Source organism: Pseudomonas sp. MF08831 (assembly GCF_059862645.1).
The window spans coordinates 71,115-93,205 of the sequence record NZ_JCBCUX010000013.1 but is presented as its reverse complement, the minus strand read 5'-3'; the positions used below and the strand labels follow the sequence as shown (position 1 = coordinate 93,205).

At 61.9% G+C, this 22,091-nt stretch carries 22 protein-coding genes; 10 read left to right on the top strand and 12 right to left on the bottom strand.

All coding sequences use genetic code 11. The features are described 5' to 3' along the window. Positions 1 to 8 precede the first annotated feature (8 nt). Together AC19YS_RS23850 and AC19YS_RS23845 are read left to right on the top strand one after the other, a co-directional pair. Positions 9 to 842, top strand: a complete 834-nt coding sequence (locus tag AC19YS_RS23850; protein WP_106577798.1) for a phosphodiesterase — start codon at positions 9 to 11, stop codon at positions 840 to 842. 137 nt (positions 843 to 979) lie between these two features. Further along, on the top strand, positions 980 to 2,299 hold the full coding sequence (locus tag AC19YS_RS23845) for an OprD family porin (protein WP_500602763.1): 1,320 nt from the start codon (positions 980 to 982) through the stop codon (positions 2,297 to 2,299). 19 nt (positions 2,300 to 2,318) lie between these two features. On the opposite strand, the gene AC19YS_RS23840 is transcribed toward AC19YS_RS23845, so the two are convergent. The 5 genes from AC19YS_RS23840 to AC19YS_RS23820 form a co-directional block, all read right to left on the bottom strand. Beyond that, positions 2,319 to 2,804: a GNAT family N-acetyltransferase gene (locus AC19YS_RS23840; RefSeq protein WP_500602762.1), complete on the bottom strand. Its 486-nt coding sequence runs from the start codon at positions 2,802 to 2,804 to the stop codon at positions 2,319 to 2,321. Then, entirely contained in the window at positions 2,801 to 3,187 is a 387-nt protein-coding gene (locus AC19YS_RS23835; RefSeq protein ID WP_500602761.1) for a GFA family protein, read from the bottom strand. The genes AC19YS_RS23840 and AC19YS_RS23835 overlap by 4 nt, the downstream gene beginning before the upstream one ends. A 303-nt stretch (positions 3,188 to 3,490) precedes the next feature. Beyond that, positions 3,491 to 5,134: a sensor domain-containing diguanylate cyclase gene (locus AC19YS_RS23830; protein ID WP_200624789.1), complete on the bottom strand. Its 1,644-nt coding sequence runs from the start codon at positions 5,132 to 5,134 to the stop codon at positions 3,491 to 3,493. Between the two features lie 73 nt (positions 5,135 to 5,207). Further along, positions 5,208 to 6,296 (bottom strand): polyamine ABC transporter substrate-binding protein, encoded by a 1,089-nt coding sequence (locus tag AC19YS_RS23825; RefSeq protein ID WP_106577803.1) that lies wholly within the window; start codon positions 6,294 to 6,296, stop codon positions 5,208 to 5,210. 20 nt (positions 6,297 to 6,316) lie between these two features. Continuing rightward, the gene (locus tag AC19YS_RS23820; protein WP_500602760.1) at positions 6,317 to 7,606 is read right to left on the bottom strand and encodes an NAD(P)/FAD-dependent oxidoreductase; all 1,290 of its coding nucleotides are present in this window, start codon (positions 7,604 to 7,606) and stop codon (positions 6,317 to 6,319) included. 116 nt (positions 7,607 to 7,722) lie between these two features. Here AC19YS_RS23820 and AC19YS_RS23815 point away from each other — a divergent pair, with 116 nt between their 5' ends. The 3 genes from AC19YS_RS23815 to metE all read left to right on the top strand — a co-directional run bounded on the left by AC19YS_RS23815 (position 7,723) and on the right by metE (position 11,664). Beyond that, complete coding sequence (locus tag AC19YS_RS23815; protein ID WP_500602759.1) at positions 7,723 to 8,598, top strand: LysR family transcriptional regulator; 876 nt, start codon at positions 7,723 to 7,725, stop codon at positions 8,596 to 8,598. 73 nt (positions 8,599 to 8,671) lie between these two features. Then, positions 8,672 to 9,277 carry a LysE family translocator gene (locus AC19YS_RS23810; protein WP_500602757.1) on the top strand — a complete coding sequence of 202 codons (606 nt, stop codon included), beginning with the start codon at positions 8,672 to 8,674 and terminating at the stop codon, positions 9,275 to 9,277. 98 nt (positions 9,278 to 9,375) lie between these two features. After that, on the top strand, positions 9,376 to 11,664 hold the full coding sequence (gene metE, locus AC19YS_RS23805; RefSeq protein WP_500602756.1) for a 5-methyltetrahydropteroyltriglutamate--homocysteine S-methyltransferase: 2,289 nt from the start codon (positions 9,376 to 9,378) through the stop codon (positions 11,662 to 11,664). Between the two features lie 131 nt (positions 11,665 to 11,795). Here metE and AC19YS_RS23800 read toward each other — a convergent pair whose 3' ends face one another. Continuing rightward, complete coding sequence (locus AC19YS_RS23800) at positions 11,796 to 12,830, bottom strand: HoxN/HupN/NixA family nickel/cobalt transporter (protein WP_179607554.1); 1,035 nt, start codon at positions 12,828 to 12,830, stop codon at positions 11,796 to 11,798. 127 nt (positions 12,831 to 12,957) lie between these two features. Between AC19YS_RS23800 and AC19YS_RS23795 the strand changes: the two genes are divergently transcribed. Then, on the top strand, positions 12,958 to 13,500 hold the full coding sequence (locus tag AC19YS_RS23795) for a DUF924 family protein (protein ID WP_372239302.1): 543 nt from the start codon (positions 12,958 to 12,960) through the stop codon (positions 13,498 to 13,500). On the opposite strand, the gene AC19YS_RS23790 is transcribed toward AC19YS_RS23795, so the two are convergent. After that, a complete protein-coding gene (locus AC19YS_RS23790) occupies positions 13,497 to 14,930 on the bottom strand; it encodes an alpha/beta hydrolase family protein (RefSeq protein ID WP_200624793.1) in 1,434 nt (477 codons plus the stop codon). The two genes, AC19YS_RS23795 and AC19YS_RS23790, sit on opposite strands and share 4 nt — an antisense overlap. A 174-nt stretch (positions 14,931 to 15,104) precedes the next feature. Here AC19YS_RS23790 and yfcF point away from each other — a divergent pair, with 174 nt between their 5' ends. Next, on the top strand, positions 15,105 to 15,737 hold the full coding sequence (yfcF, locus tag AC19YS_RS23785; RefSeq protein ID WP_500602754.1) for a glutathione transferase: 633 nt from the start codon (positions 15,105 to 15,107) through the stop codon (positions 15,735 to 15,737). A gap of 4 nt (positions 15,738 to 15,741) precedes the next feature. Here yfcF and AC19YS_RS23780 read toward each other — a convergent pair whose 3' ends face one another. Further along, positions 15,742 to 15,987 (bottom strand): hypothetical protein, encoded by a 246-nt coding sequence (locus AC19YS_RS23780; protein WP_500602753.1) that lies wholly within the window; start codon positions 15,985 to 15,987, stop codon positions 15,742 to 15,744. Positions 15,988 to 16,130: 143 nt separating this feature from the next. On the opposite strand from AC19YS_RS23780, the gene AC19YS_RS23775 reads away from it, so the two are divergent. Continuing rightward, positions 16,131 to 16,775 carry an ATPase gene (locus AC19YS_RS23775; protein WP_214248228.1) on the top strand — a complete coding sequence of 215 codons (645 nt, stop codon included), beginning with the start codon at positions 16,131 to 16,133 and terminating at the stop codon, positions 16,773 to 16,775. Between the two features lie 45 nt (positions 16,776 to 16,820). After that, on the top strand, positions 16,821 to 17,162 hold the full coding sequence (locus AC19YS_RS23770) for a hypothetical protein (RefSeq protein WP_119741788.1): 342 nt from the start codon (positions 16,821 to 16,823) through the stop codon (positions 17,160 to 17,162). Positions 17,163 to 17,294: 132 nt separating this feature from the next. Here the strand turns inward: AC19YS_RS23770 and AC19YS_RS23765 are convergent, their stop codons facing one another. Continuing rightward, positions 17,295 to 18,041, bottom strand: coding sequence for a creatininase family protein (locus AC19YS_RS23765; RefSeq protein WP_200624796.1), 747 nt, complete (start codon positions 18,039 to 18,041; stop codon positions 17,295 to 17,297). Between the two features lie 28 nt (positions 18,042 to 18,069). Then, the gene (locus AC19YS_RS23760; protein ID WP_106577815.1) at positions 18,070 to 18,783 is read right to left on the bottom strand and encodes a murein L,D-transpeptidase catalytic domain family protein; all 714 of its coding nucleotides are present in this window, start codon (positions 18,781 to 18,783) and stop codon (positions 18,070 to 18,072) included. Between the two features lie 39 nt (positions 18,784 to 18,822). On the opposite strand from AC19YS_RS23760, the gene AC19YS_RS23755 reads away from it, so the two are divergent. Then, the gene (locus AC19YS_RS23755) at positions 18,823 to 20,409 is read left to right on the top strand and encodes a L,D-transpeptidase family protein (RefSeq protein WP_179607565.1); all 1,587 of its coding nucleotides are present in this window, start codon (positions 18,823 to 18,825) and stop codon (positions 20,407 to 20,409) included. A gap of 61 nt (positions 20,410 to 20,470) precedes the next feature. Here AC19YS_RS23755 and AC19YS_RS23750 read toward each other — a convergent pair whose 3' ends face one another. Continuing rightward, the gene (locus AC19YS_RS23750) at positions 20,471 to 21,001 is read right to left on the bottom strand and encodes a P-loop nucleotide/nucleoside kinase family protein (RefSeq protein ID WP_200624797.1); all 531 of its coding nucleotides are present in this window, start codon (positions 20,999 to 21,001) and stop codon (positions 20,471 to 20,473) included. A gap of 42 nt (positions 21,002 to 21,043) precedes the next feature. Next, complete coding sequence (locus AC19YS_RS23745) at positions 21,044 to 22,084, bottom strand: alginate lyase family protein (protein WP_500602752.1); 1,041 nt, start codon at positions 22,082 to 22,084, stop codon at positions 21,044 to 21,046. Positions 22,085 to 22,091 lie beyond the last annotated feature (7 nt).

Sequence of the window (22,091 nt, the reverse complement as noted above, 5' to 3'; positions counted from 1 at the left end):
AGCTTATTTTGAACCGTCCGTTTCTTGTTGCGCAGATCAGCGACCTGCACCTTAAAGCCGGTAACCGCCTGACCTATGGCGTGGTCGATACCCTCGGCGCACTGCGCCGCGCCGTCGACCACCTGAACGCCCGCTACCCTCGGCCCGATATCGTGGTGATCAGCGGCGACCTGGTGGATTTTGGCCGCGCCGATGAATACGCCGTGCTGCACCCGGAGTTGGCGCGCCTGCACATGCCGTGCTACCTGGTGCCCGGCAACCACGACACGCGCGGGCCGTTACTGGATGCGTTCGGCGATCACGCTTATCTGCCGACGTCGGCAGATGGCCCGCTGGATTGGGTCGTGGATGAGCATCCGCTGCGCTTGATCGGCCTGGACTCGACCATTCCCGGTGGACACGGCGGCCAACTGCTCGACAGCCAATTGCAGTGGCTTGACGCGCAATTGGCACTGCGCCCCGAGGCGCCGACCTTGCTGATCCTGCATCACCCGCCGTTTAGCAGCGGCATCGGCCATATGGACCGCGAGCCCTTTGGCAACGCCGCCGCCCTGGAGCGCGTCGTCGCTCGTCACCCACAAGTGGAGCGCCTGTTGTGCGGGCATTTGCACCGCCCGATGCAGCGGCGTTTTGGCGGCAGCCTGAGTTGCGTGTGCCCTGGCACGTCGCACCAGATCGTACTCGACCTGCAAGACGCCGCGCCTGCGCATTTCAACCTGGAACCGGCAGGCTTTGTGCTGCACCGCTGGGATGCACAGCACGGGCTGATCAGCCACAACGGCGTGTTCGGGGACTACCCGGGGCCGTATCCGTTTTATGACGCTCATGGATTGATTGACTGAGGTTTTACGGAGGTTCACTTCACTCAACTAAGCACTTGAATATTCGTTAACGCGGCGGCCAACCCAAGTTGGCCGCGTGCATCCTGCTGCCCTTTTTACGCGCCCGGAACCTGGATTCCGCGCCGGAGTTCGTCCTGATGAAAGCCACTTTGAATGTACTGAGCGTATTGACCGGCGGCCTGGGCATTGCCCTGAGCCCCTTGGCCTCGGCTGATTTCTTGAGTGACAGCACAGCCAACTTGAACCTGCGCAACTTCTACTTCAATAACGATAACCGCGACGGCGCCGCCGCACCGTCAAAGACCGAAGAATGGGGCCAGGCGTTTATCCTCAACTACCAGTCGGGCTTTACCGACGGCACTGTCGGTTTTGGTCTGGACGCCGTCGGCATGCTCGGTGTGACCCTCGACAGCGGCGCTGGCCGCCACGTGGGCAGCTCGATGATCCCCACCGATGACGGCAGGGCAGCCGACAGCTGGGCGCGCGGTGGTGCGACAGCCAAGGCGCGCTTCGCCAAGACCGAACTGCGCTACGGCTACCTGCGCCCGAACCTGCCGATCCTGGTGAGCAACGATGGCCGCCTGTTGCCGCAATCCTTCGAGGGCGCGCAGGTCACCAGCAAAGACATCGACAACCTGACGCTGATTGGCGGCCAGCTGCAGCACACCACCGGCCGTGGCTCCAGCGACCGCAGTGGCCTGGCGGCCGCGGGTGGCACGCAAGAGAGCAATAAATTCAACTATGCAGGTTTCGACTACCAAGTGAACAAGGACCTGCTGGTCCAGTATTACTACGCCAACCTCGAAGACTATTACCAACAGCACTTTGCCGGGTTGATCCATGTAGTGCCGTTGGGCGACTACGGCTCATTGAAAACCGACCTGCGTTATTTCAACACCACCTCCGACGGCAAGAACAGCACTGCGGCCGGGCGTGCCGAAGGGTATAAGTTCGGCGGCTATACCCAGAACGGCAACGGCGAAATCGACAACAACACCTGGAGCGCCGCGTTTATCTACTCGCTGGGCCCGCACGCGATCACCGCGGGTTACCAGCGAGTCTCCGATGACAGTAACTTCGCTCAACTCAACCAGGGTGGCCTGGTCAACAAAGGCGAGGGCGGTTCGAGCCTGTACCTTTACACCGACCGCACCGTGCAAACCTTCATCCAGGCCGGCGAACGCACCGCCTTTGCGCAATACGCCTACGACTTTGTCGCGCTGGGCCTGCCTGGCCTGAAGGCGTCGGTGATGTATTTGAAAGGCGACCATATCCTCACCACCGCCGGCAACACGGCCAGTGAATGGGAACGGGACATCTCCCTGGATTACGTGGTGCAAAGCGGCACGTTCAAAAACGTCGGGTTTGGCTGGCGCAACGGCGTGTCGCGCAGTGAAGTGGCGCGCGACCAGGATCAGAATCGGGTGTTTGTGAGTTATTCGATTCCGTTGCTGTAAGGGCGCGATGCGCGGTGCCTCATGGCGATTTTGAGGCCCGCGCTTTCAGCGCGATCAGCGACGTTACATGCGTCGCGTGGTCGTTATCGATGCGTTGAAAACCGCAGCGCAGATAGAACTGCGCGGCTTGCGGCGTATCGGTAGTGAGCCGGGCTTCCTGAAAGTGCGCCGCCGCGTGCTCCAATAGCCGTTTGACCAGGGCTTTGCCAATTGCCTGCCCGCGCAGGCTGGGCGCGATGTACACCCGGCGTAGCCGACCGACTCCGGGGCCTGCGTAGGGGTCACAGGACACACCGCCGACGCCAATCAACTGGCCGTGACGAAACACGCCGAAAAGGCATTCACCCGGCTGATCAAACCGATTCGTACGGTTGTCCCATTCGCTGATAAGCCGCGTCAGGAACCTGAACCCTTCGGCGACAGCCTGCGCCCGCAGCGCGTGGATCTGCTCGGGAAGCTCTTCCAGTTTGCGTATCGCAACGTCTTTTTCGCGGGCGAGGGTCACACAGACGCCCCGCACAACCACGCAGCTTTGGATTCTATGCAGCTGTGCGCCTGCTTGTGCGCAGTAAAAGGGCTATCGAGGGTGCCGACTGCGATGGACATCCATTCTGGAAACCGTCCACGGGCGTCAGACCAGAACAGCGATGATCCACACCGCGAGCAGAATTGGCGAGTGACGCCTGCTGAAGACTCATAGCTTCGAAGCACATCCTCAGCGGCGTTGATATTGACGGCTGACCGAGGGGCGCTGGCATACGTGGCGAATGCCGCGCCGTGCGCTTTCTGGCATTTTTTGCAGTGGCAGTGGGTGACCGCTTTCAAAGGGGTCGACACCTGATAACTGATAGCGCCGCACAGGCAACTGCCTTGGGTCACTGCATCCATGGTTGTGTGTCTCCCAAAAAGTATCGCCACAGTTTATTCCAGCGCGCAACGCCCAGGGTGAACGAGTTTGGGGGCGAGCGGGGCGCTTGTGGCAAACCGACATTGAGTGGCGAGCAGGCCTCTTGTGGCGAGCGGGCTTGCCCCGCGTTGGGGGGCGAAGCCGCCCTGAACCCGGCTGGCGCGATGTGCCTGAATGGGTGCGGCGCTCTTAGTGGGGCTGCTGCGCAGACCAACGCGGGGCAAGCCCGCTCGCTACAGGAAGCCCACTCAACACAGCAAGCCACAGTGGTTCATCAGTGTCGCTCACGACACCCGATTCCGGCCTGCGCCCTTGGCCTCATACAATTGCATGTCCGCCCGCTTGAGCAGCCCCAGGGAATCGCGGTCCGAGGGCTGCGCGATGCTCACACCAATACTCACCGTAACCTGGCCCACTGTCGGGAAGTTTGCCGCCGCCACGGCCGCACGGATTTTTTCGGCAACCACGTCGGGGCTGTCCGGCTCTTCGACCTCCGGCAGCAATACTGCAAATTCTTCACCGCCGTATCGCGCGACAAAGTCGGTGGCGCGCGTGGTGCTCTCGATCAGCGCCGCCAGTTGGCACAGCACGTCATCGCCGACGGCGTGACCGTAGGTGTCGTTGACGCGCTTGAAATAGTCGGCGTCGATCAGCAGCAAGGCAAAGGTGCGGCCGGTGCGTTGGAACAACAGGCTGCTCTCGGCGAGTTTTTCGTCGAAACGGCGGCGGTTGTAAACGCCGGTCAGTGCGTCGTGCGTGGCCAGTTTCAGCAGGTCGGCATTGGCCTGGGTAAGGGCGGCAGTGCGCTGGGTGACGGTGGCTTCCAGCGAGGCATTGGCTTCCTGCAGTTCGCGCTCCTTGGTCAGCAAGGATTGGGTCATGCTGCTGATGGAACGGCCCAGTTGGGCGATTTCCAGCACCGGATGCTCCTGGGGGAAGACGGCGCCGGGCTGCTGGTCTTGCACCTGTTTGGCGGACCTGGCCAGGCGCTCGATGGGGCGGCTGAGTGACGAGGCGAGGTAGTAAGCGGCCAGCACAAAAATGAACGCCGCGAGCACGCCCAGCATGAGTAATTTGTACAGCAGGTTGTGCGCCGGTTGCAGTGCGACGTCCAACGGTTGTCGCACCATGATGTACCAGTTCATTTTCGCATTCGACGGGCTTGGCACCGCCACCGATGCCGTGACGTAGCCGTTGCCGGTGAACCAGCCAGCGGGCGTGTGCAGTTGGTCCAGCGGCATTTGTTCGCCCGCGAGCAATTCCGGGTAAAGCACCTTGCCGTCAATGTCGACGATCAACGCCTCGATCTGTGGAATGGCATCCTTTTGCATCACGGCGGAATCGACGATCTGGGTGACCCAGCTCCAGTGGGCATGGGCGCCCAGCACGCCAATCGTGTCACCCTGGGCATTGCGTATCGGTGCGGCGAAATCGATAAAGCGCAGTGGCTCACCGTCCGCCGCTCCCGACAGCAGCTTGGCGAGCAACACCGCTTCGTGGGGATCTCCGGTGTACTCGGCGCGCATGCCGGCCTGAAACCAAGGCCGCTGCTGCACTGATTGATTGACCAGCAAGCCGTTGACCGCCTGGCGCACGCGCCCGTCAGCATCGGCCACGCCCATCCATGCATACTCCGCGCGCGATTGGGTGCGCAGTTCCATCAGCGTCAGAATATCCGGCGCGGTCAGGTCGCCCTTGCGCATGATCGGTGCCTTGCTCAGCAGCGACACTTCCAGTTGCCGCTCGCGCAGTTGCACGGCCAACAGCGCGGCCGTCGAGCGCGCCGTGCTGAGCAGCGAGTTGCCGCTGGCCTGCTTCATCTGCTCAGTGGCGATATCGCCAACATAGAGGCCCACGCTCAGGAGTGTGACCAGTGATAAACCGGCAAACCATAGGGTCAGGTGACTGCGCAGGCTGGCTTTGATCATGGGGGCTCATTTGAGTGCTTATTTTGAGCCATGGTATGCGTTATGGATGGGCTACGGCCAGCAGCAGGCGCGCTTATGTGTTGGTCTTCAATTTGGTCCACAGCCGGGTGGCCAGCCGCGCTATCGCCGGGGGCAGGTCTTCGACGATAAACAGGCTGTCCATCACGCTTTTCGGCGGGTAGATCGCCAGGTCCTGTTTCACGGCCGGCGTGAGGAACTCATCTGCCGCGCTGTTGGGGTTGGCGTAGTGGATGCTGTTGCTGATGTTGGCGATCACCTTGGGCTCGAGCAGGTAATTCATATAGGCGTAGGCGTTCTTTTCGTGCGGCGCGGCCTTGGGCATCACCACCATGTCCAGCCACAGCGTCGAGCCTTCCTGCGGGATCGAGTAGGCAATCTCGATACCGTTTTTGGCTTCTTTCGCGCTCGCGGCCGCCTGCACCACGTCGCCATTGAAACCGATCACCGCGCAGATATTGCCGTTGGCCAAGTCACTGATGTACTTGGACGCGTGGAAGTACTGGATGTAAGGGCGGATTTTCAACAGGGCCTGTTCGGCCTGTTTATAGTCGGCCGGCTCATGGCTGTGATGGGGCAGGCCCAGGTAATTGAGGGTGATGGGCAGGATCTGCGTCGGGTTGTCGATGATCGCCACGCCGCAGGTGCTGAGTTTTTTGATCGTGTCTTCATCAAAGAACATCTTCCAGGACCGGGTGACGTCGGTGCTGCCAAAGAGTGCCTTGATCTTCTCGACGTTATAACCGATGCCCGCCGTGCCCCACATATAGGGAAAGCCGTACTGGTTGCCCGGGTCGTTGACCTCAAGCTTTTTCATCAGCAGCGGGTCGAGGTTTTTCCAGTTCGGCAACTGGCTGCGGTCGAGCTTCTGGATCGCGCCGGCCTTGATCAGCCGCGACAGAAAGTGGTTTGAAGGGCTGACCACGTCGTAGCCGGTGTTGCCGGTCATCAACTTGGATTCGAGCACTTCGTTGCTGTCATGGATGTCGTAAGTGGGCGTGATGCCGGTGGCCTGAGTAAAGCGTGTGAGGGTGTCGTCGGCGATATAGCCGTTCCAGTTGGAGATATTCACCTCTTCAGCGGCATAGCCGGCCGCCGAAAACGCACTGAGCATTACCGCCACGGACCATTGCTTGATGTGCATTGCATTCACCTTTGTTGTTGTCAGATTTCTGATCGGGCACGCACCGCTTCGATGCGCATGCGCAGCAGGGCGCCGAGGTCGAACAGCGGGCGCGGCGGCAACCAACCGGGCTGCGCACGCTGGATCACCGATTGCAGCAGCGGCGATTGGTGCCCCGAGGCCCACTCCGCCATCAACCGCCCCCACAGCGTGCCGCGCGCGACGCCGGAACCGTTGCAGCCAGCGATGGCGTACAGGTTGTCTTGGACCTTGGCGAAGTACGGCTGGCCGGACCGCGACGCACTGAGGTGGCCGGTCCAGGTGTAATGGATGTCCTGTTCGGTGAGCCACGGGAAGCGCCGTTGCAAACCCAGCACATGGCGCTGGCGGCGCTGCAGCAAGTCGGCGTTGGACAAGTCGCGGGTGCGGTACTCGGCGGTGTTGCGAATCATCACGCGCCGGTCCGGCGTGAGCCGCACGGTGGCACCCAGTGGCCGCGTCGACAGCACGCCCCAGGGCGCGGCGGCGCATTCTTTTTCTGTGAGTGGGCGGGTGAGGCTGGCACTCAGTTCCATGGGGAACGTGGCGCTTTGGTCCAGTCCGACACGCGGGATAAACGCATTCAGGCACACCAGCACGTGTCGCGCTTCAATACTGCCCGCACGGCTGGTCGCGCGCAGGGCGCCGTTGCCCGTGCGCTCAAGGCCGGTGATGTCAGTGTTTTCAAACAGGCTGACCGAGGCTGGCAACGCGGCCAGCAAGCCCTTCACGTACTTGGCCGGTTGCAGCAGGGCGTTGCCGTTGCCGCACCAGATGCCGGCCTGGTAATGCGCGGTGCCGAGTTTCTGGCGCAGCGCCTCGCCTTGCAGACATTGCGCAGAGGCGCCTAGGGCAAGCAGGGTGGCGAGTGTGTGGTCGACGTGATCGAGCTTGTCGGCGTCATGCACGGCGAAGAAGTAACCGTCGTCGCGAAAATCGCAGTCGATGCCATGGCCGGCGATGCGTTGGCGCACCTCGTCACTCGCCGCGCGTGAGATCGCGGTGTCCACTTCAAAACCCTCGAAGCCTGCGGTGCCCAGCAACTCGCTTTCGGCCGGGTGTTCGTGCGCCACCACAAACCCCGAGTTTCGCGCGGAGGCGCCCTGGGCCGCGTACTGCCGGTCAACAACCACGATGCGCGCTTCGGGGTGCAGGGTTGCCAGGCTATGGGCGGCGCAGAGCCCGGTGATGCCGGCGCCAATCACCAGCCAGTCGGCCTGTTGTGTGCCGGTCAAGGCGTTACGAGCGGGCAGGGGTTCGGTTTGGGCTATCCAGCCACAGATATTGTCCACGTGTGCCTCGGCTGCATGCGTTGTTCGCATGAATGATTTAAGTCGATGGCTGGAATCTATAGGGGCTTTGGTGATACAACCAACGTTATAAAATCATCCAGCTATTCGGAAATCGCATGGATAAGCTTCGTCACGTGCCGTCGCTGCAGGGCCTGCAGGCGTTGGTGGAAGTCAGCGACAGCGCCAGCTTCACCCAGGCTGCGCAGAGGCTGTGCCTGACCCAGAGCGCTGTCAGTCGCCAGATCCAGCAATTGGAGAGCCATTTCGGCGTGGCCCTGTTCACACGCACCAGCCGCAGCCTGCGGCTGACAGCCGAAGGCGAGCAGGTGCTGATTTACGCGCGCAGTATGCTGGCGCAACTCAAAGTGCTCGAAGACCGCATTTCGCCGCACACACGCCCGTTTCGCATCCGCCTGCACGTGTCGCTGGCCGTGCGCTGGCTGCTGCCAAAGCTGAGTGATTTCTACCGGTTGCACCCGGACATTTCCCTGGCCATCGAAACGGTTGCCACCGAAGGGGTCGAGCCGGCCGACGACAGCGATGCCTACATTCAGTACCTGCCCACGCCGCCCACTGATCCGGCGTGCCTGACGCTGTTCCAGGAACAGCTGGTGCCGGTGTGTGCACCTCAAGTTGGCCCGTTATCAACCTTTACAGACCTGCGGCACGTGGCGCTGCTGCACCGTTCAGTCGACCGGCAGGACTGGCGCGTATGGCTGGCCGCCAACGGTGCCGGCACGCTGGACGACTACCGGCACATCCCCTTCAACCTTGACGAGTTGGCGCTTGACGCCGCCGCGCGCGGGCTGGGCGTGGCAATGACTGACTTGACTTTGGCTGCCGAATCCATCGAGCGCGGTGTGCTGGTTGTGCCGTTGGGCGAACCGTTGGTGACGGGCGGCGTTTACGCGTTGTGCGTGCAACCGCAGGCGGCGTCCCACGCAGGCTGCGACGTGGTCATGGCGTGGTTCGCCCACCAGGCGCAACGCTGAACCACAAACGTACAAGATCCAGCGCAAACCGCCTCAGTAGACTCGCCGGACTTCTTCTACTGCAGGTTTCTCCATGGACATTTTCCTCTACGCCTTCAGCGTCATGTACAGCCCCGGCCCCGTGAACCTGATGGGGCTGAATGCCGGGCTCACCGGCAAATTCCGTCGCTCCAGCGGGTTCTACCTCGGCGTGGGCTGCGCGATGCTGTTGATGTTCGTGCTGTTTGGCTACACCGGCGAGGCGATCATTTCTCAGGCGGCGCTGCCGTATATCTCGCTGGTCGGCGGCGTGTACACGCTGTACCTCGCCTACCAGGTGTTCACTGCCCGCACGGTGGTTGAAGAATCTTCAAACACGCCGGGCAAGGCCCTCACGTTCTGGAATGGCCTGGTGATTCAGTTGCTCAACCCCAAGGGCATCGTGGCGGTCTTGCCGATTACCAGCGTGATGCTGCCGGCGGCGCATATCACCGGGGCATCCATTGCCGGGGTTTCGGCGTTGCTGGGGCTGGGCGCGGTCGGCGCGCCGTGGATTTACGCCTTGCTGGGCGCGGTGTTGGGGCGGCGGATCAACGGCGCGTCGGCGTTCACCGTATTCAACCGGTGCATGGGCCTGGCGTTGGCCGGTTGTGCGTATTTCATGTTTCACGCGTTCTATATTCACCTGATTTCAACATGAGCGGATCTTGTGATCATCTGGAATATAATGAGTTTGTCTCACGATGAGTGGGTGTCGACAATGGCTGCCATCAAATATCGACATTGGAGTTGTAAGTCATGGCAGTCGCTCATTCCCTGGGATTTCCGCGCATTGGACGCGATCGTGAACTGAAAAAAGCGCAGGAAGCGTTCTGGAAGGGCGAACTCGACGAAGCCGGCCTGCGCGCCGTTGGCCGTGGCTTGCGCAAAGCTCACTGGGCGTTGCAGAAGCAAGCCGGCATCGAGCTGTTGCCGGCCGGTGATTTCGCCTGGTACGACCAGGTCCTGACTCATTCATTGATGTTCGGCGTGATCCCTGAGCGCTTCCGCCCAACCGACGGCCACGCCACATTGCACACGCTGTTCGGCATGGCCCGTGGCGTCAGCGACAACTGCTGCGGCGGTGCCCACGCCCAGGAAATGACCAAGTGGTTCGATACCAACTACCACTATCTGGTGCCTGAATTCAGTGCTGACCAGCAATTCCACCTGGGTTGGGAGCAGCTGTTTGAAGAGGTCAAGGAAGCCCGTGACCTGGGCCACAACGTCAAGCCGGTCGTCATCGGCCCGCTGACCTACTTGTGGTTGGGCAAGGCCAAGGGTGTCGACTTCGACAAGCTTGATCTGCTTGACCGCCTGCTGCCGCTGTACGGCCAGATCTTCCAGCGCCTGGCTGAGCTGGGCGTTGAATGGGTGCAGATCGACGAGCCGATCCTGGTTCTGGACTTGCCACAAGACTGGAAAAACGCCTTTGAGCGCGCCTACAACCAGATCCAGCGCGACCCGCTGAAAAAGCTCGTGGCCACCTACTTCGGTGGTCTGGAAGAAAACCTCGGCCTGGCCGCCAACCTGCCGGTCGATGGTTTGCACATCGATCTGGTGCGTGCACCGGACCAGTACCCGACCATTCTTGATCGCCTGCCGGCTTACAAAGTGTTGTCCCTGGGCGTGGTCAATGGCCGCAACGTCTGGCGCTGCGACCTGGAAAAGGCCCTGGCGACCTTGCAGCACGCACATGAAAAGTTGGGTGATCGCCTGTGGGTGGCGCCGTCCTGCTCATTGCTGCACAGCCCGGTCGACCTGGACCGTGAAGACACGCTGGATGCCGAGTTGAAAAGCTGGCTGGCCTTCGCGGTGCAGAAGTGCGCGGAAGTAACGGTGCTGGCCCAGGCCGTCAACGCACCGCAGGCGCCGAATGTACGTGCCGCGTTGGCGCAGAGCCGCGCCGTGCAAGTGGCCCGCGCGGCTTCAACGCGAATTCACAAGCCTGCCGTACAAGCCCGCGTGGCGGCGATTACCGCCAAGGACAGTCAGCGCCAGTCGCGGTTTGCCCAGCGTATCGAGCAGCAACGTGCCGGCCTGAACCTGCCGCTGTTGCCGACCACCACCATCGGTTCGTTCCCGCAAACCGCCTCGATCCGCCTGGCGCGCCAGTCGTACAAAGCCGGCAAGTTGAGCGAAGCCGAGTACGTCGAAGCGATGCACAGCGAGATCAGGCACGCCGTGCAAGTGCAGGAAAACCTCGGCCTGGACGTGCTGGTGCACGGCGAAGCCGAACGAAACGACATGGTCGAGTACTTCGCCGAACAACTCGACGGCTACGTGTTCACCCGCTTTGGTTGGGTACAGAGCTACGGTTCGCGCTGCGTGAAACCGGCGGTGATCTTCGGCGACCTGAGCCGCCCGAACGCCATGACCGTGGAGTGGATCCGCTACGCCCAAGGCCTGACCAGCAAGGTGATGAAGGGTATGCTGACCGGCCCGGTGACCATGCTGATGTGGTCGTTTGCGCGCGAAGACGTCAGCCGCGAAGTGCAGGCGCGTCAACTGGCGCTGGCGATTCGTGACGAAGTGGTTGACCTGGAGGCGGCCGGCATCAAGATCGTGCAGATCGACGAAGCGGCGTTCCGTGAAGGCTTGCCGTTGCGCCGGGCGCAGTGGCAACACTACCTGGATTGGGCCACCGAAGCGTTCCGCCTGTGTGCCTGCGGCGTGCGTGACGAAACCCAGATCCACACGCACATGTGCTACAGCGAGTTCAACGATGTGATCGAGTCCATCGCGGCAATGGACGCCGACGTGATCACCATTGAGACGTCGCGCTCGGACATGGAACTGCTGGATGCGTTCGAAGCGTTCGCGTACCCCAATGACATCGGCCCCGGCGTCTACGACATCCATTCGCCCCGCGTGCCGGATGCGTCGGCAATGGCCCACTTGCTGCGCAAGGCCGCCCAGCGGATTCCGGCCGAGCGCCTATGGGTCAACCCGGATTGCGGTTTGAAAACCCGGGGCTGGCCGGAGACAGAAGCGGCGTTGGTTCATATGGTCACCGCGGCGCGTCAACTGCGGGCTGAACTGGCGTAACGCGATTTACAAATGGGGGAGGGGCTTGCCCGCGATTGCAGTGTGTCAGTCCCGAATGTGGCTGACCTGCATCCCAGCCTGCTGCGTATGCCTGCTATGGCGAGCCTGTTCGCCATAGCAGCTTCTCGACGTCAGGCGAGCCGGTCGAAGCCCTTCAAGCGGTACAGCAACACCGACGCCGCCCAGCTGGCGACGAAAATCCCGATGATGATGTAGCCGAGCATTCCGAAGCTGTCGTTCAGGTTGCCGATAAAGCCCCAGAAATCACCCTTGAGCTCCAGCTGGTCGGCAATCAGCCCCAGCGCCTCGATGCTGCCGATGATCACTGCCACGACCACCGAGACCAAGGTAATGCTCATGTTGTAGTAGAGCTTGCGCAGCGGCTTCATGTACGCCCAGCCATAGGCACCCAGCATCAAATGGCCGTCCAGCGTGTCCACCAGCGACATGCCGGCGCTGAACAGCAGCGGGAACACCATGATCGACCACGGCGATAAGCCCTGCGCCGCCTGCGTGGCGGAAATGCCCAGCAGGGCGATTTCGGTGGCGGTGTCAAACCCCAGGCCAAACAGAAAACCCAGCGGGTACAGGTGCCAACTGCGGCTGATCAGGCGAAACAGTGGGCGGAAGATTCGCGCCATGAAACCGCGGTCGGCCAGCAGCAGGTCAAAATCTTCTTCGACGTAAGCGCCGCCTTCGCGCACGTGGCGCCAGGCCTTGTAGATCGACCGCAGGATCACCAAATTCATCAGCGCGATCACCAGCAAAAAGACCGCTGACACGGACGTGCCGATCACACCGCCAACCGCCTTGAACGCCTCGACATGTGCGGCGGTAAGGGCCACGCCAATCGAGGCCAGCACCACCACCGACGAATGCCCCAGAGAGAAAAAGAACCCCACCGCCACCGGGCGTTTGTGCTCTTGCATCAGCTTGCGGGTGGCGTTGTCGATGGCGGCGATATGGTCGGCGTCCACCGCGTGACGCAGGCCGAAACTGTAGGCGAGCAGGGCAGTGCCCAATAACACGGGGTGCTGATGAAACGCCACCAGCGCCCAGAGCCAGGCGCCGACGTTAATGGCGATCAAAATACCGTAGATGCCAAACAGCTTGGTGCGAACGTGGCTATTGGAATCACTGAAAACCTGGGCAAGACGGTGGATCATCCGGTAAACCCTTTATGCGATGGCACGACCGCTGCGAAGCAGGAGCGGCTCCAGAGGGGAAACTTAATGGATTCTGCCGGCGTCAATGATGAAATCTGCAGGCCAATGGGAGGTAATGATGTCGAACATGAACGGGCAACCGGCCGAAGCGGTGATCGAGTTCTGGAAACAGGCGGGCCCCAAGCGCTGGTTTACCAAGGACGATGCGTTTGACGCGGCCTTTCGCGACACCTTTTATGCCACGCATATGCAAGCGGCCCGGCGCGAACTGGAAGGCTGGCTGGATTCGGCGCATGGCGCGCTGGCCTTGCTGATCCTGCTGGATCAATACCCGCGCAATGCCTTTCGTGGCACCGCGCACATGTTCGCCACCGACCCGCTGGCGCGTTTGTACGCGCGGCGGATGGTCGACGCTGGCCTGGACCAGTTGATCGAGCCCGAGCTGCGGGCGTTTTGTTACTTGCCGTTCGAGCATTCGGAAGACCCGGCCGATCAGCAGCGCTCGTTGGTATTGAACCAGCAGCTGGATGCCAGCACCTACCATTGGGCCAAAGAGCACGCCGCGATCATCGAACGGTTTGGGCGCTTTGCGCACCGTAACGAGGTGTTGGCCAGGGTCACCACGGCGCAAGAGCGTGAGTTTCTCGATAACGGCGGTTTTGCCGGCTAAGCCTGTGTCAGGTTTTCCTTGGCGCGGGCCGGGCGCAAGCGCCGCAGGCCCTTGAGGTCAACGGCCCAGCGCAATGCTTCAGTGGCCGACGGGCGCGGGCCCTGGGTGATCGCGTGTTCATCCGTGGTGAGTGCGCCGAGGTAACCTTGGGCACCGCCGCGCTCGCTCCAGTAGTGGGTGTGGCTGAGCCACGAGCGTGCGAGCCAGCCTTTGCGCGAGCCCACGGTCACCGGCAAATCCAGCACGCCTGCGCCCATCACCGGGCTGACCGGGCCCGCGACGATGTCGCCAAACAGGCCATAGGGCGCGGGAAAATAGAGGTTGGTCCAGCGCGTCACTGCGAATACTGCCGCGTGGTGCAAATACTGGGGCGTGAAGGGTTTCTGGCCGAGCATCACCGGATGACGCGCATGGTAGCCGTAACCCTTTTCGTCCTGAGTGGGCGGGCAGGCGGGGGCTTCGCGGCGCTCCATGCGTTTTTTGAAATCACTGACGCTGCGCCCCAGCAACAGGCTCGCGTGGGCCATCGGGCTGCCGACGGTTACCAGATCGGTGATGCGCCACGGGTTGCCCAGGCCGCGCTGCTCGATAAAGGCTTCGGTCTGCTGCTCGCGAAATTTCAAAATGCTGCCCAGGCTGCCGTCAAGCGCGGCGCCGGCGTTGGGCAGCGTGTCCTTGATCACCGGTTGCAGCGCTTCGTGATTGGCGTAACGGCTGGCGAGTTCGCGGTTGCTGGGGATGACTTGGGTGAGCTGATCGTGATGTTCGTGCCACAGATAACCGACGATGTCGTAGGCGATCACGCTGCCCAAACTGTGGCCGACCACGATGATGCGGTCGTAATCGCCTTTATTGTGCAGGGCACGCAGCAACGCCACGCCGTCGGCGCGGATCTGCTCGCGCACCACCACGTTCTGCGGGTTGGGGCTGAGGTAACGGGCGGCGTCGCCCAGGTAGGACAGGGCCGAGTAACGCAGCGCCAGGCCGATAGCGCCGAGCAGCAACGGCACCAGCGCGAACGGGTTGTCGCTGTGATCGAACTGGCCCCAAGCCGTGGCGAGGGTGCCGGTAGCGACCAGCAGCAACAGCAGCATCACCGTCCAGCGCGTGGTGCGCCAGATCGGTACGATGGCGTCGGGAATATCGCGGCGCGGGCGCTTGAAGATGTCCCAGAGCCAACTGAGCAGGTGGCCGACCTTGGTGCCTTGCATCTTGTGGGCCCAGTAATACTCGTAAAAATCCGTGCTGGTGCGGCCGGACGACTTCAAGACACGCAGGTCGAAATTGCGTGACAGCCGATCCGGCTTGCTCCAGTAGAAGGGCGTGCCGTCGGGCGTGTCGGCGGGAATCATGGCATCCACAAAGCCATGCAGGGTGTCCATCGGGCGCTGCTCGCCGATGCCGTGAATGACGACAACTGCTTGTTTCATAAGCTGATCTTTCCTTGAAAGCTTCGAATGGCGGGGCGTTTTCGCAGACTAGCGAATCGATACGATATTGCCACTATCGTGGCTATTCCCGCCAGGAATGCCCCCATAAAAAACCGCCATTGTCTTTATGCCGCCGCATCTCGTAGCGTGGGTCTTCACCCAAGGAGACCTGCCATGCACCTGCGCCCGTTACGCCTCTATGTGGATGCCCAGTTCACCAGCCCCTACGCGATGTCGGTGTTTGTCACCCTGCGCGAAAAAGGCCTGGCGTTCGACATGCTCACCCTGGACCTGGACACCGCGCAAAACCAGACGGCGGACTTTACCCAGCTGTCGCTGACCCAGCGTGTGCCGACGTTGGTGGAAGGCGAGTTTGCCCTGTCGGAATCTTGCGCGATCAGCGAGTACCTGGAACAGGGCTATCCCGAAACGCCGGTGTACCCGGCTGACCCACAGCAGCGGGCGAGGGCGCGGCAGGTTCAGGCGTGGTTGCGCAGTGATTTGCTGGCGATCCGTCAGGAGCGCTCGACGCTGGTGGTGTTTTACGGGCAGAAGATGCCGCCGTTGTCGCCCGCCGCCGAAGCCGCCGTGCGCAAGTTGTTCAGTGCGACGCAGGCGCTGTTGGCCGGCAACCCACCGTACCTGTTTGGCCAGTGGTCGATTGCCGACCTCGACCTGGCGGTGATGCTCAATCGCTTGATCCTCAACGGTGACAGTGTGCCAGCCGAATGGGTGGACTATGCGCAACGCCAATGGCAGCGGCCGTCGGTGCAGGCATGGGTCAACCTGCAACGCCCACCGCTCTAAGGGTTTACATCCATTCCTGGGCCACGCGCCGGTCGAGGTCTTCCCAGTCCGCCATGCCCAGCACTCGGGTGGTGTTCAAGCCCCGCAGGTAGCCGCGCAATTGCTGGGCGCTGGCGTAACGCTGGTCGGCCTCGGCGGCCTCGTCCTGCAGTACGTCTTCATAATCGACCAGGTAATCGGCGACCCGCTCGCGAAACTCCGGCAGTACGGCTTCGCGGATGCGGTCGAAGGTTTTCTGGTGGGGCTTCATGGCGTGGTCCTTATAGTTTTATAGAGATCGGGAGACGCGACACTATCGGTTCAAATGATAGTCACCATCAAGCATCGCAAGTTCTGTTTTTATGCCAAAAGCGCAGAATCAGCGCATCGAGACGCTGATCAAGGAAATGCGTGATGAGGACGATTATCCAACTGGGTTTAATGATGCTGATGTTCGGCAGTGTGGTCCTGACCAGCCCGGCATTTGCTGATGAACTGCGTACGGGCCATTTGCTGCCACTCGTCGGTAGCGTAGACTCCCTGCAGCGCGCGCAGTCGGTGGGTGTGTTGTACAGCGAAAACACCCGCGACAACCTCAGTTACCTTGAACGCTACCACGCCATGGCCATGAACGGCGCCAGGGACGCCCTTGACGGGCGCATCCGCGAGGCGTTCGTCAACAGCTCCGACCCGGAACTGGCGATTGATTGGCTGATGAGTTCATTGCAGGGCACGTTTCGCATCGTCACGGTCTACAGCAGCCTGGATGAGCTGGTGCAGGCTCACCCGGATGTGGTGGTGATGCTCGATACCCATAACCAATTGCTGACCCAGCGTAACGATCAGGTTGAGGCGCGTTTTGTGGCGCGGTTCTATGACGCCGACCTGCAATACATCGCCAAGGCTGAAGGCTCGGTGCACAAACAGGTGCCGTCGGTATGGGTGCATGACAAGGCGGCCCCGGAAATTGCCGCGCAGATTGAACAACAGCGTGATGTACAGCTCGATGCCTTGAAGCAGTTTGATGCGTCGCTAAAGGCCTTGGTCCGCGCGGGATGACGCGCGGATCGTTGTGAACCCTATTGGTTATTTTCAGGAATGTTTATGCGCTCTTTTTTCGTCCCGGCCCTGGCTTTCGCTTCGTTGTTGCTGACCGGTTGTATCACTGCTCCCAACGCTCCAAGCTTGACCCTGCAAACCGATAAAACCCCTGAAGGCTATGTGCAATGCGTTGTGCCCAAGCTTGAAAAGCGCGGCATCACCTCGACGGTGACGCAGAACGCGCGCCACGCCAAGGTGGTGTTGACCAGCAAGATTGCAGCCGATGATGTGCTGGAGGCCTACAAGTCCCAGGACGGCACCAAGGTGTTCGTGTACGAACGCAAGCCACTGGCGTCGGCGATCAAACCGTCGCGGCTGGAGCTGGCGGCGCAGGACTGCAAATAATCCAGGCACGCCTGAGGGTGTGAATGTGTGGGAGCGGGCTTGCTCGCGAAGGCGGCGTATCAGTCGATACATTTATTGACTGCTGCACTGCTTCGCGAGCAAGCCCGCTCCCACATTTGCGATAGGCCTGGGCTAGGGTTTGGCTTCGCTGCTGAAGATGTTCACGGTCTTGACCAACCCCTTGGCCGCCAACGCCACCAACTCACCGCCTTTCTCCACCGTCGCCAGCGCTGGGTCCGAACCCATGCGCCCGTCGGGGAAGCGGGCGCGGAAGTCCAGCGCTTCGCGGATCGGCCCGGTATTGGCGATTTGCGGAGAATACTCGGCGGACTTTATCGATTGCGGGTACGCCCACTGCGTCACCGCTATTTCTGACGGCGTGGCATGGCTGCCGTGGCCCACCGGGAATTGGCGTTGAGCCAAATCGTGCACGCCTTCCAGGTCCCACCAGTTCACCAGCTTGAGCGCGAAGCCGGCGGGGCGGCGGGCAAAACTGGCTTCGGCGTACAGCTCGGAAAACGCCGCTTCAATGGTGGCGATATTGCCGCCGTGGCCATTCAGGAACAGGATCTTCTCGAAACCGTGCCCGGCCAGCGAGCGCACCCAGTCGCCAATGGCGGCGATAAAGGTGGAAGGGCGCAGGGAGATGGTGCCGGGAAAACCCAGGTGGTGCTGGGCCATGCCGATATTGAAGGTCGGGCCGATCAGGATGTCGGCGTTCTTCTGCGCCTCGTGGGCGATGATCTCGGGGCACATCCAGTCGGTGCCCAGCAGGCCGGTAGGGCCGTGTTGTTCGTTGGATCCGATGGGAATCACCACCGTGCGGCTGCGTTCCAGAAACTGCCCGATCTCGATCCAGGTGGATGTATGTAAAAGCATGCGGCGCTCTCTTTATCTGTGGGACAGGCTAACCACCACGGATTGTACGACTACTCGCCACTTGTTGGGGCTTGCAGTTCAGATACGTCGATGACTTCAACCAGCGCTGGTCCGGGTACCAGGAAAACATGAACTGCCCATCCTTGAGTTTATCCACCACCTGGCGCGCCACTTGCGGGCGCACCGCCGGGCAACCCTGGCTGCGGCCGATGCGGCCTTCGCGCTTGCTCCACGCCGGGTTGACGTAGTCGGCGGCATGAATCACCAGCGCGCGGTCACGGGCCTGGTCATTGAAACCGGGCTCCAGGCCGTCCATGCGCAACGAGTAACCGTGGGCGCCCAGGTAACTTTCCTGGGTGCGGAACAAGCCCAGGCTGGACTGATGACTGCCTTCGAGATTGGAAAATTGCGTGGCGAAGTTTTCCCCGGACTTGGCACCGTGGGCCACCAGGTCGCGCAACACGAGGGTCTTTTTGCGCAAATCGAAAATCCATAACCGACGGGCGGTCGAGGGTTGGGAGTAGTCAATAACCGCTAGGCGCTCTGACTGTTCCTCGCCGTTATTGACGGCGCACTGCACCGCGCTCAGGGCGCTTTTGAGCACGGCGGGATTGAGTTCTGGAGCCGAGCGCGCCAGGCTGCTATACAAGTTAGGAGGATTCCCATTGGCGGCGAGCGCAAAATTGCTCAACGTTGCCAGGGTGACGGTGATCAAACCGAAGCGACACATAAAAGTCAGCATCTACAAAGCGTCCCCCGCTGTGGATTGGAGCCAAGTCAATTGTTCAAAAAACACGCATGTTACTTGAGCATTTGCCTGCTCGTTGCACCACTGGTCGCGACGGCTGATGAGCTGCCGATGGGCGCCGTGCCGGTTATTTCCGCAAGCCCGGTGCAACAGGCCCTCGCGCAGTTGCCCAGTGTGTGCCCCAGCCTCGCCCCGCAGATCGACGCCGCAGCCCTTGCGCGCCTGCAGGCGTTCTATCAGCAGCAGGGTGATGGGCCGCTGTGGTCCGCCGAAGATCGCCGCCAAGCCTTGCACACCCAATTGCTGATGCTGGCCGACGACGGCCTGGACCCCAGCCACTATAGCCTGCCCCCGGCAGATGCCACGGCCAACGTGCTGTGCAGCGACATCGACACCAGCCGCCAGTACCTGCAAGCCCTGCAGGATTTGCACTACGGGCGCCTGCAGCAATCGCGCTTCGAACCGTTGTGGCATTCCCAGCCACCCGCCCGCGACCCGAATACCGAAGTGCTGGCCTTCGCCGCCGCCGGCCTGCAAGACATGGCGCAAGCCTTTGACCAGGCGCGGCCCAGCGCCGATCTGTACCGCAGCCTGCGCAATGCCTATGCCTCCGTGCGCCTGCAACCGTTGCCACATTGGGACCCGGTTGCCAGCGGGCCACTCTTGCGTCCCGGTATGGAAGACCCGCGCGTGCCGGAACTGGCGCGGCGCCTGCACAGCGGTGGCTACCTGGCCAAGGTGCCCAGTGGCACTGGCAAGCAATACCGCGACGAGCTGGTCAAGGCAGTCAAGGCCTTCCAGGCCAGCCACTCGTTACAGGCCGACGGTGTGATCGGCGCCGGCACCGTGGCCGAACTCAACATCAGCCCGGCGATGCGCCGCGACCAACTGCGTATCAACCTGGAGCGCTTTCGCTGGCTCGCCCAGGACCTTGAGCCTGAAGGCGTGCTGGTCAACGTCGCCGCCGCGCAATTGAGCGTTTACCAGAGCGGTATTCCGGTGTGGCAAACCCGCCTGCAAGTCGGGCGCGCGGAGCGTCAGACGCCACTGCTCAAGTCGCGCATCACGCGGCTGACGCTGAACCCCACCTGGACCATCCCGCCCACCATCATGCGCGAGGACAAGCTCCCGGCTATCCGTCTGAACCCCGAGTACCTGCGCCAGCAAAACCTGCAAGTGCTTGACGCCCAGGGTCGCCCCTTGGCGCCCGATCAGGTCGATTGGTCGCGCCCCGGCAACATTCTCCTGCGCCAGGAGGCCGGCCCGCGTAACCCGCTGGGCAAGATCGTGATGCGCTTTCCCAACCCGTACTCGGTGTACCTGCACGACACACCAAGCCAACCGTTGTTCACCAAAGGCCCGCGGGCGTTCAGTTCGGGGTGTGTGAGGGTGGAACAGCCGTTGCTGCTGCGCGACTTGCTGGTGAGCCCGGCCGAACGCACTCGCACCGATGAACTGCTGGCTACCGGCGTGACCCATGAATTCAGGCTCGCCACACCGGTGCCGGTGTTGCTGGGGTACTGGACGGTAGAAGTCGATCGCCAGGGCGGCCTGGTCTACGCACCGGATATTTATGGGCGTGATCCGGTATTGATGAAGGCGATGGGCGCCGTGCTGTAGTAATGCCACCTACGCAGGGCGAGGGCGCTTGCTCTGCTGGTACAGCGCCACCGTCACATCTTCAGCGTCCACCGGGCGCCAGCGCGCTTGCCACGGGTTTGATGTGCGCCATGATCAACGCTACCGCCTGATCCGCTGTCACGCGGGCGGTATCGATCGTCAGCGGCCTTGGGTCCCAGGCCTCATATTCATGCGCCGATACGGACCGCCAGTCGGGCGGAGTCAGGCCGGGAATATCCCCCGCACGCAGTTCGACACGGCGCTGATGTTCTCGCTCATCAGAGCAAATCACCTGGATATCAACCCACTCGACGCCTGCTTGAATCGCCACCGCTTTCCATGCCTCGCGGCTTTCCCTGACCGGGTTTACACCGTCTGCGACGACGGTGTGCCCCAAGCGCAAATTGCTCAACGCCAGCGCATTGGCCACGCCGTAGCCGCTGGCGCCTACACCTTGCGCCAACACGCCCGCATCCCGAAGCGCCTGTTCGATCACATCAATACGCAGATAGGCGGCACCGGTCTGGCGCGCCAGCTGGCTGGCAATCGTGGTCTTGCCGGTGCCGGGCAGGCCGCTGAATACAACAAGCATGGTCAATCCCTTGAAAGAGCAACCCGGCCAGTCTAGCCGCGCTTACGGCAAATAGCAGGCACTGATCCAATCGGCCGCGTGGGCGGCCAATTGCGTTGCCACAGGCAGGTAGCGCTTGTCCAGTTGCGCCGCCAGCCAGAACAGCGTGGCGCTGCTTTTGGGGTCCCAGGTGCCGCTGTAGCCGGCTTCGCCCACCCCGGCGCGGTCCCTGTCGAATTGCACGTGGGTGTGCACGAACTCCTGATGGCTGCGTTGGCCGTTGGCATACGGCACCAGCCAATCCAGGGCCGCCCCCAGGGACGCGCCGTTGGCCTTGAGGTTCAGCCAGTCGCCGCCGTAGGGTTTGGCCGCCAGGGCAGCTTGCACCAGAGGCTCAAGGTCGTAGACCACGTAGTGCAGGGCATCGCGGTCGTGAAAATCGGTGACCGAGCCATCGGGCAACACATTGTCGGCGATCTGCTGTTTGAACGCCTGGTGGGCCTGCTCGAGCATCGTCCGGTCGCCCAGTGCAGCGGCGGCCGCCGTGATCAACTTGACGCGATGGCTTTGCCAGTTGTTGGTCTGGGTGCCTTTGTTCTGGCCATGGAACTGCTGGATACGCGCGAGGTAGCCATTGCCCAGATCACTGATCAAGCGACGGCTGGCTGCGCGGGTTTCCAGGCGCAGGTTATCGGCAGTCAGCGCATAGGCACTGATCAGCATCTCGAGGTTGGTTTCGTCGATCGGGTTGAAGTCCGGTTGATACACATCGGCCCACGCGCCAAGGTAGTCGTCGACTTGCCTGAGGTAACGCGGGTCGCCGCTCAACCGCCACGCCAGCGCGGCCTGGCGCATCACCGGCCAGTCTTTTTCGGCGGCAATGCTTTGCTCGCGAATGCCGTGGTGGGGCAGTGTGCCTTCAGTGTGCACATGGGCCAGGGGGTTGGGGCGGTCAGCCAGGTGCCGTTCTGCGGCAGCGAGCAGCGCCGTGGCCGTCGGCTTCGAGGCGCTCGGCTGGCACAGGCTGGGAGGTTGAGCGGCCGCCAGAGTCGCGTGGGAAAACGCGAGCAGCAGTGCGGTCAAAGCGAAGCGGGTTTTTTTCATGGCGGGC

What these genes read in the sequence shown, in the direction of transcription:
- AC19YS_RS23810 (WP_500602757.1), top strand. Translation starts at nt 8,672, where the DNA reads ATGGACATTTTCCTCTACGCCTTCAGCGTCATGTACAGCCCCGGCCCC.
- yfcF (WP_500602754.1), top strand. Translation starts at nt 15,105, where the DNA reads ATGCACCTGCGCCCGTTACGCCTCTATGTGGATGCCCAGTTCACCAGC.
- metE (WP_500602756.1), top strand. Translation starts at nt 9,376, where the DNA reads ATGGCAGTCGCTCATTCCCTGGGATTTCCGCGCATTGGACGCGATCGT.
- AC19YS_RS23830 (WP_200624789.1), bottom strand. Translation starts at nt 5,134, where the DNA reads ATGATCAAAGCCAGCCTGCGCAGTCACCTGACCCTATGGTTTGCCGGT.
- AC19YS_RS23760 (WP_106577815.1), bottom strand. Translation starts at nt 18,783, where the DNA reads ATGCTGACTTTTATGTGTCGCTTCGGTTTGATCACCGTCACCCTGGCA.
- AC19YS_RS23770 (WP_119741788.1), top strand. Translation starts at nt 16,821, where the DNA reads ATGCGCTCTTTTTTCGTCCCGGCCCTGGCTTTCGCTTCGTTGTTGCTG.
- AC19YS_RS23795 (WP_372239302.1), top strand. Translation starts at nt 12,958, where the DNA reads ATGAACGGGCAACCGGCCGAAGCGGTGATCGAGTTCTGGAAACAGGCG.
- AC19YS_RS23780 (WP_500602753.1), bottom strand. Translation starts at nt 15,987, where the DNA reads ATGAAGCCCCACCAGAAAACCTTCGACCGCATCCGCGAAGCCGTACTG.
- AC19YS_RS23815 (WP_500602759.1), top strand. Translation starts at nt 7,723, where the DNA reads ATGGATAAGCTTCGTCACGTGCCGTCGCTGCAGGGCCTGCAGGCGTTG.
- AC19YS_RS23835 (WP_500602761.1), bottom strand. Translation starts at nt 3,187, where the DNA reads ATGGATGCAGTGACCCAAGGCAGTTGCCTGTGCGGCGCTATCAGTTAT.
- AC19YS_RS23845 (WP_500602763.1), top strand. Translation starts at nt 980, where the DNA reads ATGAAAGCCACTTTGAATGTACTGAGCGTATTGACCGGCGGCCTGGGC.
- AC19YS_RS23790 (WP_200624793.1), bottom strand. Translation starts at nt 14,930, where the DNA reads ATGAAACAAGCAGTTGTCGTCATTCACGGCATCGGCGAGCAGCGCCCG.
- AC19YS_RS23825 (WP_106577803.1), bottom strand. Translation starts at nt 6,296, where the DNA reads ATGCACATCAAGCAATGGTCCGTGGCGGTAATGCTCAGTGCGTTTTCG.
- AC19YS_RS23745 (WP_500602752.1), bottom strand. Translation starts at nt 22,084, where the DNA reads ATGAAAAAAACCCGCTTCGCTTTGACCGCACTGCTGCTCGCGTTTTCC.
- AC19YS_RS23765 (WP_200624796.1), bottom strand. Translation starts at nt 18,041, where the DNA reads ATGCTTTTACATACATCCACCTGGATCGAGATCGGGCAGTTTCTGGAA.
- AC19YS_RS23750 (WP_200624797.1), bottom strand. Translation starts at nt 21,001, where the DNA reads ATGCTTGTTGTATTCAGCGGCCTGCCCGGCACCGGCAAGACCACGATT.
- AC19YS_RS23800 (WP_179607554.1), bottom strand. Translation starts at nt 12,830, where the DNA reads ATGATCCACCGTCTTGCCCAGGTTTTCAGTGATTCCAATAGCCACGTT.
- AC19YS_RS23775 (WP_214248228.1), top strand. Translation starts at nt 16,131, where the DNA reads ATGAGGACGATTATCCAACTGGGTTTAATGATGCTGATGTTCGGCAGT.